This is a genomic window from Acidisphaera sp. L21, assembly GCF_009765685.1.
Taxonomy (GTDB): Bacteria; Pseudomonadota; Alphaproteobacteria; order Acetobacterales; family Acetobacteraceae; genus LMUY01.
Genome location: NZ_LMUY01000050.1, coordinates 1 through 7045, shown reverse-complemented (window position 1 = coordinate 7045; position 7045 = coordinate 1). Strand labels below are relative to the sequence as shown.

Annotated in this window: 6 protein-coding genes and 2 pseudogenes; 7 read left to right on the top strand and 1 reads right to left on the bottom strand. The window is 63.8% G+C overall.

All coding sequences use genetic code 11. The features are described 5' to 3' along the window. From GSQ76_RS11115 to GSQ76_RS11100, 4 genes are all read left to right on the top strand, one after another. A partial coding sequence (locus GSQ76_RS11115) for a hypothetical protein (protein WP_158743983.1) occupies positions 1-303 on the top strand: 303 nt, incomplete at its 5' end. Next, complete coding sequence (locus GSQ76_RS11110) at positions 300-644, top strand: ribbon-helix-helix domain-containing protein (RefSeq protein WP_158743982.1); 345 nt, start codon at positions 300-302, stop codon at positions 642-644. The genes GSQ76_RS11115 and GSQ76_RS11110, both read left to right, overlap by 4 nt. Then, a complete protein-coding gene (locus GSQ76_RS11105; RefSeq protein WP_158743981.1) occupies positions 641-1078 on the top strand; it encodes a hypothetical protein in 438 nt (145 codons plus the stop codon). The genes GSQ76_RS11110 and GSQ76_RS11105 overlap by 4 nt, the downstream gene beginning before the upstream one ends. A gap of 326 nt (positions 1079-1404) precedes the next feature. After that, positions 1405-3066, top strand: a complete 1662-nt coding sequence (locus tag GSQ76_RS11100; RefSeq protein ID WP_158743980.1) for a PAS domain-containing protein — start codon at positions 1405-1407, stop codon at positions 3064-3066. A 53-nt stretch (positions 3067-3119) separates the two neighbouring features. Here GSQ76_RS11100 and GSQ76_RS11095 read toward each other — a convergent pair. Continuing rightward, positions 3120-3880: pseudogene (locus GSQ76_RS11095) on the bottom strand (SOS response-associated peptidase). Positions 3881-3995: 115 nt separating this feature from the next. Between GSQ76_RS11095 and istA the strand changes: the two are divergent. The 3 genes and pseudogenes from istA to GSQ76_RS11080 all read left to right on the top strand — a co-directional run. Beyond that, a pseudogene (istA, locus tag GSQ76_RS11090) lies at positions 3996-5486 on the top strand (IS21 family transposase); the annotation flags it as partial. 8 nt (positions 5487-5494) lie between these two features. Further along, positions 5495-6223: an IS21-like element helper ATPase IstB gene (istB, locus tag GSQ76_RS11085; RefSeq protein ID WP_158743978.1), complete on the top strand. Its 729-nt coding sequence runs from the start codon at positions 5495-5497 to the stop codon at positions 6221-6223. Positions 6224-6644: 421 nt separating this feature from the next. Continuing rightward, positions 6645-7045: ATP-binding protein (locus tag GSQ76_RS11080; RefSeq protein WP_408836460.1), on the top strand; the 401-nt coding region annotated here is incomplete at its 3' end.

Below are 7045 nucleotides of genomic sequence, written 5' to 3'. Positions count from 1 at the left end.
GTTTTCAACCGGCGGACCGGCTCAGTTTTCCAGCGGTGGCGACACCGTCGATCGCCACCGCGCGTCATCACCGGCCGTGTGCTGGGTGCGATGCACGATCGCGGTGCGGTCCTGCACTACCGGGTCAGCGTTGGTGGCAGCCTCTGCTACCTTGCGCCGCCATCCTGGCTGCATCCCGACAGTCGCGTCGCAGTCGCCCAGGCCGGGTTAGAACTGCCACCCGAGATCGCAGAGGGCATGTGGGTCAGCCGGATCAACCGTCTCGCCGAGGTCGGGCGCGACAAGCCGGAGGGCGTAGCATGAAAAGCTTCCTCATCAACCGGAACATCATCGCGTCCAGCGGGCGGTCCTCCATGCGACTGGAGCCCGAAATCTGGAGTGCCTTGCGGGATATCTGTGAGCGCGAGAGCGTTTGGTTGGACGACCTGATCCAGCACATTGAAGCGCAGGTTACGGAAGGGGGCCGCACAAGCGCCGTGCGAACTTTCGCCTTCCAGTATTTTCGTCATGCCGCCGCTGAGACGGACAGCGTGCAGGGGCTGGCCGAGGTGATCGCATCCCAGCCGCGGCGGCCGGTTGGGCGTCCGCCTCGACTCGAACCGCCACGCCGCGGGATGACATGGATGCCGGGGGTGCGAGCATGACCCTACGTCGGAATATCTTGGTCGCGGCCGCTAGCGCGCTGACCATCAGGGTGGCGCCGCAAGCGGCTGCCTACACAAAGGCGCGAACCGGCGCCGCCCCCGCGCAACACTCAGATGCTGAGTTGATCGCACTATGCGGGGAATACCTCCGCGTCCAATGGGAATTCGAAGCCTACTGCGTCGCTCTCGGCCGCGACGTTGAAAGCGACGATCCTGGCGTTGCCATGCTTGATCCAGCGGACGGCCTGGTCGACCAAATCGTGGCCCTCACCGCCCACACGCTTGAGGGGATCACGGCCCGGGGCCGCTGCATGGCCTATCACTTCTTGCCGAAGCATCCAGCTTGCAGGGATGACCTGGAGGGCTCCGCCAGCGATCGGTTCCAGGCCGCCCTCCTACGCGACTTGGTGCAGATGCAAAGGATGCCGGCATGAGCACCCGACCGGAACGGTGGCGGTTCGAGCATGAAGTCGGAGCCCGCAACCTAAACGTTTGTGCAAAATCGCGCGCCCGAGCGCATCCGGCCCCATGATGACGTGGGCGCCGGGGCAAGGCCACGAGCCCGCTTTCCTTAGGCGGCTCCCTTCTGGTTAATCCGCACACGTTTAAGTGTGCTTACAATGTGTCTGATTATCCCCCACGACGGGGGACCTTGTGCGGGCAGGCCCGTGGGGCAGACCGTCAGGACACTAATGCCCCACAGAACGCCGACATCTTCGCGTGCCGGCCCCACATGCTCAGGCTGCCACAGTAGGCTCTCGTGACCGAGTTCCGCCCGCTAATCGGTGGGTTTGACCCGTTTTCCGCTGCAGTGGCAGCTACCCACATGCCGATGGTCATCACTGACCCTAGGCAACCGGACAATCCAGTCGTCTACGCAAATAACGCCTTCTGCGCCCTCACGGGGTTCGCACGGGAGGAAATCCTGGGCCAGAACTGCCGGTTTCTACAGGGACCGTCTAGCGATGCAGCGTCAGTGGCCCGGATCCGCGAGGCTATCAAGCAATCCAGGCCTATTGAGATCGATGTCCGAAATCACCACAAAGACGGCTCGATCTTCTGGAACCGCCTTTTACTGGCGCCTGTTCTCGATCAATTTGGCACGCTTATCTACTTCTTTGCAAACCAACTTGACGTTACAGTTGAGCTTGACCGCCTAGCGTTTCTTGAAGATCAAAATAGGCGCCTTGAGGAAGGTGTTGCGGAGCGGACCCGAGAACTTGTCGAAGCCAACACCCGGCTGATCGAAGAAGCCCGTGAGCGAGAGAAAACGGAGGCGGCGCTCCGGCAGTCCCACAAAATGGAGGCAGTCGGCCAACTGACGGGCGGCATCGCTCACGACTTCAACAATATGCTCCAGGCGATTGGCAGCAGCCTGGAGCTGATGGGCCGCCGGATTGAAAGGCGTGATATCGCCGGCGCGATGGCGTTCGTCGATGGCGCCAGAAAGACGGTCGCCCGGGCCGGCGTTCTGACCAATCGACTGTTAACGTTCGCCCGGCAACAGGTCCTCCTCGCGCAACCCATCGTCTTGGAAGAACTCGTTCAGGATATGGGCGACCTCGTGCGCCGGACTGTCGGCCCAAATGTCATCGTTGCCCTTGAAATGGACGACGGCGATTGGACCGTGATGTGCGACAAGAACCAGCTCGAAAACGCCCTGCTGAATCTGGCGATAAACGCGCGAGACGCCATGCCAGAGGGCGGCGTGCTGACAATCTCAACGCGAGAAGTCAGTCTTCCCGCACACGACATCACTGAGCGCGACGAGGCGTCTGCCGGGGACTACGTCGAGATCGCTGTGACCGATACGGGGACCGGCATGGACGCTGCTACACGGGCGCGGGTGTTTGAGCCATTCTTTACCACTAAGCCAGCGGGACAAGGCACTGGTCTCGGGCTTTCTCAGCTTTATGGTTTTGTCCGACAGTCAAATGGGATTGTCAGACTGCTCAGCGAGCCAGGCCATGGCACCACTATCTCGCTTTATCTCCCTCGATCGACCTCCGGGGTGCCGGGTGAACTTCCTGATGCTTCACAAGTCGTTGGCCGGCGCGGTAACGAAACCATCGTGCTCGTAGAAGACGAGGAGGGCATCCGCACGATGGCGGCCGAGCAGCTGCGTGATCTGGGCTACATCGTCTTGGAAGCACCCAACGGCCCTGCGGGCCTGCAAGTCTTGCGGGTAGCGCCACAGGTCGACCTCCTCATCACGGACGTCGGACTACCCGGCGGTTTGAATGGCCGTCAGGTTGCCGACACGGCCAGGCGGCAGAGACCTGGATTACCAGTCCTTTTTATTACTGGATACGCCGGCCACGCATTAGGCGAACAGCTTGCCGACGGGATGCACATGATCGACAAGCCTTTCGCCTTTGACGTCCTGTCTGAGCGGGTCAGAGCGATCTTCGAAGCCCTCTGAGCAGCCACAGATAGCGTTGCGTGTGTCATCGGTTGCTGCGGGCAAGGCCTGGGTTACTCAGCAGGCTCTTCTGTCTCGGCCTCCCTCTCCTTGTCCCGCCAAACCCGGTCCCAGACCCGGCGCACCGAATTGGCGTTCGGCGGATCACCGCGCGATCCCACCACCCCGTCCATCTCCATAATTTGGGCGATCTCATCCCAGCGCAGGCCGTTCGAACCGTTCCTGGGCGTACGAGCACGGCAGACCTTGATGAAGTTCGCCCATAACCAAGCGTAGATCCGGTCTAGCAGGTCGGCGCCATTGTTGCGGACGCTGTTGACCGCCCGGCTGACAGACCACAGGCGCAGGATGTCATCAGCGGCCGGCTGCATCAGCCCCATGGCGTCGCCCTCTGCCTCACACAGCCACATCGACCATTGGTCCGGCTCTAGGATCACTGGCATGCGGTCGTGCAGTTGTGCCATCGTGCCGTTGGCGGTGGTGGTCAGGATGGCGAATGTCCGCAGCACCTCGCCGTCTGGCGCCCTCCAGGCCTCCCAAATGCCTGCAAAGCTAACTGGCGTGCCATCCTGCCGGGCAATGGCATAGGGCTGTTTGCCGTCCGGCAGCGCTTCCACTCATAGAAGGCGTCGGTGGGCACAAGGCACCGCCGGGACGCCAAAGCGCCCTTGAACATGCCAGAGCCGGCCGCCGTCCCGGACCGGGCGTTGATCGGCTTGCGCGCCGCTTTCAGGTCCTTTGTCCAGCCCGGCACCAAGCCCCACTTCAAGAGGTCGAGCCGGCGCTCTCCGGTTTCTGGGTGCCGGCGGATCACCTGTGCATAGGCATGGAATAGGGCCCCCGTTAGCGGGGTGATCGGCGTCCAAACGGGACCCCTCTGACGTTGGGGTTCACCTTGGCTCTCGTGTTTTCACGGGAGCCTATTTGGGATGCTGGTGGTGGAGACGATTGCGCGGATCCGCCGTGCTCATTTGGTGCAGGGCAAGTCGATCAAGGCGATCTGCCGGGAGCTGCACGTCTCGCGCAAGGTAGTGCGCAAGGTCCTCCGGTCGGAGGCGACGGAGTTCCGGTATGAGCGCGAACAGCAGCCAATGCCGCGCCTGGGCGCCTGGCGCGATGAGCTGGATAAGCTGCTCGCGGCCAACGAGGCGAGGCCCAGCCGCGAGCGGCTGACGCTGATCCGGGTGTTCGAGGCGCTGCGCGGGTCGGGTTACGAGGGCGGCTACGACGCGGTGCGGCGGTATGCCCGGACATGGCGGCGCGACCAGGTGTCGGCATCGGCCGCGGCCTATGTGCCACTCAGCTTCGCGCCCGGCGAGGCGTATCAGTTCGACTGGAGCTACGAGATCGTGCTGATCGGCGGCAGGACCGTCACGGTCAAGGTGGCGCACCTGCGGCTGTGCCACAGCCGGATGCTGTTCGTGCGGGCGTATCCGCGCGAGACGCAGGAGATGGTGTTCGACGCGCACGACCGTGGGTTTGCGTTCTTCAAGGGCGCCTGCACCCGCGGCATCTACGACAACCTCAAGGCGGCGGTCGACGCGATCTTCGTTGGCCGCGAGCGGGCCTATAATCGCCGGTTCCTCCAGATGTGCAGCCACTACTTGGTCAATCCCGTGGCCTGCACCCCGGCGTCGGGCTGGGAGAAGGGCCAGGTGGAGAACCAGGTCGGCCTGGTGCGGGAGCGGTTCTTCTCGCCGCGGCTGCGGGTCAAGAGCTACGACGAATTGAACGCCTGGCTGCTGGACCAGTGCGTCGCGTATGCCCGGGCCCATCGCCATCCCGAGCTGCGCGACCAAACGGTCTGGTCGGTGTTCGAGGCCGAGCGGCCCAGCCTGGTTCCCTATGTTGACCGCTTCGACGGGTTTCATGCTGTCACGGCGTCGGTGTCCAAGACCTGCCTCGTGCGGTTCGACAACAACCGCTACTCGGTCTCGGCGCACGCGGTTGGGCGCCCTGTTGAGGTCCGCGCCTATGCCGAGCGGATCGAGTTGCGCCAGGGCGGTAAAATTGTCGGCGAGCATCGCCGTGATTTCGGACGCGATCAGACGGTGTTGGATCCCTGGCACTATGTCCCGGTGCTGGCGCGTAAGCCGGGCGCGCTGCGCAACGGCGCGCCGTTCAAGGACTGGCTGCTGCCGTCGGCGATGGAACGCATCCGCCGCAAACTGGCAGGCAGCGCCGACGGCGACCGGCAGATGGTGACGATCCTGGCCGCAGTGCTGAGCGACGGACTACCTGCGGTCGAAGCCGCCTGCGCCGAAGCGCTGCGCGAGGCGACGCACTCGGCAGACGTGGTCATCAACATTCTCGCCCGGCACCGCGAACCCGCGCCGCCGGTCACCATCCTGACTCCGGATGCGCTGCGGCTGACGCACGCGCCGGTTGCCGATTGCGCCCGCTATGACAGCCTGAGGAGGCCTATTTGATGGAACGATCCGAGATCCTGACCACCATGGCGGAGCTGAAGCTCTACGGCATGAAGGCCGCGTACGACGAGATCATCGGCACCGCAGTCAAGCGGCAGCACGAACCGACCCGCATCGTGGGCGACCTGCTGACGGCCGAGATCAGCGAGAAGCAGGCGCGGTCCATCCGCTACCAAATCACCATCGCCAAGCTGCCGCTGGCCAAGGACGTCGACGACTTCGCCTTTGACGGCACGCCGATCAACCAGACCCTGGTGCGCGACCTGGCGGGCGGCGAGTTCCTGGCGCATCAGCGCAACGTCGTGCTGGTTGGCGGAACGGGCACCGGAAAGAGCCACCTCGCGATCGCCATCGCGCGCGCCTGCATCCGCGACGGCGCCCGCGGCCGGTTCTTCAACGTCGCCGACCTGGTGAACCGGCTCGAGGCGGAGACCCGCTCCGGCCGCCAGGGCCGGATGGCGGACTATCTCTGCCGCATGGACTTCGTCGTGCTGGACGAACTGGGGTATCTGCCGTTTGCCCAGTCCGGCGGCCAACTCCTGTTCCACCTGGTGAGCCGCCTCTACGAACAGACCTCGGTGATCGTCACCACCAACCTGGCCTTTGGCGAGTGGCCCAGTGTGTTTGGCGACGCCAAGATGACAACGGCCCTGCTCGACCGCCTGACGCATCACTGCGAGATCGTCGAGACCGGCAACGAGAGCTGGCGATTCAAGAACCGGGCCTGACCGTGCGTCCCGGCTTGCACCGGTAAACCACAGGCACCTCCCGCGCGCCGCTGCGTCAGCCTCTGGTCGGACACTCCGCGGCGCGCGGGTCCCTCCTATGGATTACCGGCACAAGCCCACCCAAAAGGGGCCCGATTGGGCGCCGATGAGGGGGCCCATTTCCATGCCGATTGACATGCTTTTCGACGAAATCGCTATCAACCACCTAATCGAAAGTCTCCGATGCCACTTAAAATCGTCAAACGCCCAGGAAGCCCGATGCTCTGGCTTACGGGGATCGTCCGCGGCAAACGCATTCGAGTGTCGCCACCGCTGGAAAACTGAGCCGGTCCGCCGGTTGAAAACTGAGCCACCTGGTTAGAGTGGTGCTCTTTGCCGGAGGGACCTGTGGTTCTGGCGGAGGGCGTGATGGAATACGGATATTGAAGCGGCAGGGGCTGAGTGTTCGGGAGATTGCCCGGCGCTGCGGCTCAGCGGCGTGGCGGTCGAGTATCCGGCAGCCGCTCAGAAAGCGGCCGAGACCGAAGCGTCGTTCATGGACTTCCTGGAGACGGTGCTGCGCGGTGAACTCGACACCCGCCGGGCCCGGGCTCGCACGATGCTGTCCCGGGTGGCGGGCTTCCCGGCGATCAAGACGCTCGACCAGTTCGACTTCGAGTTCGCGGTGGGCGCGCCGCGGCAGCAGATCCAGCAGCTCGCCGGACTAAGCTTCATCGAGCGGGCAGAGAACGTGATCCTGCTGGGTCCGTCAGGCGTGGGAAAGACGCATCTCGCGATTAGCCTGGGCTACCTGGCGACGCAAGCAGGGATCAAGACGAGGTT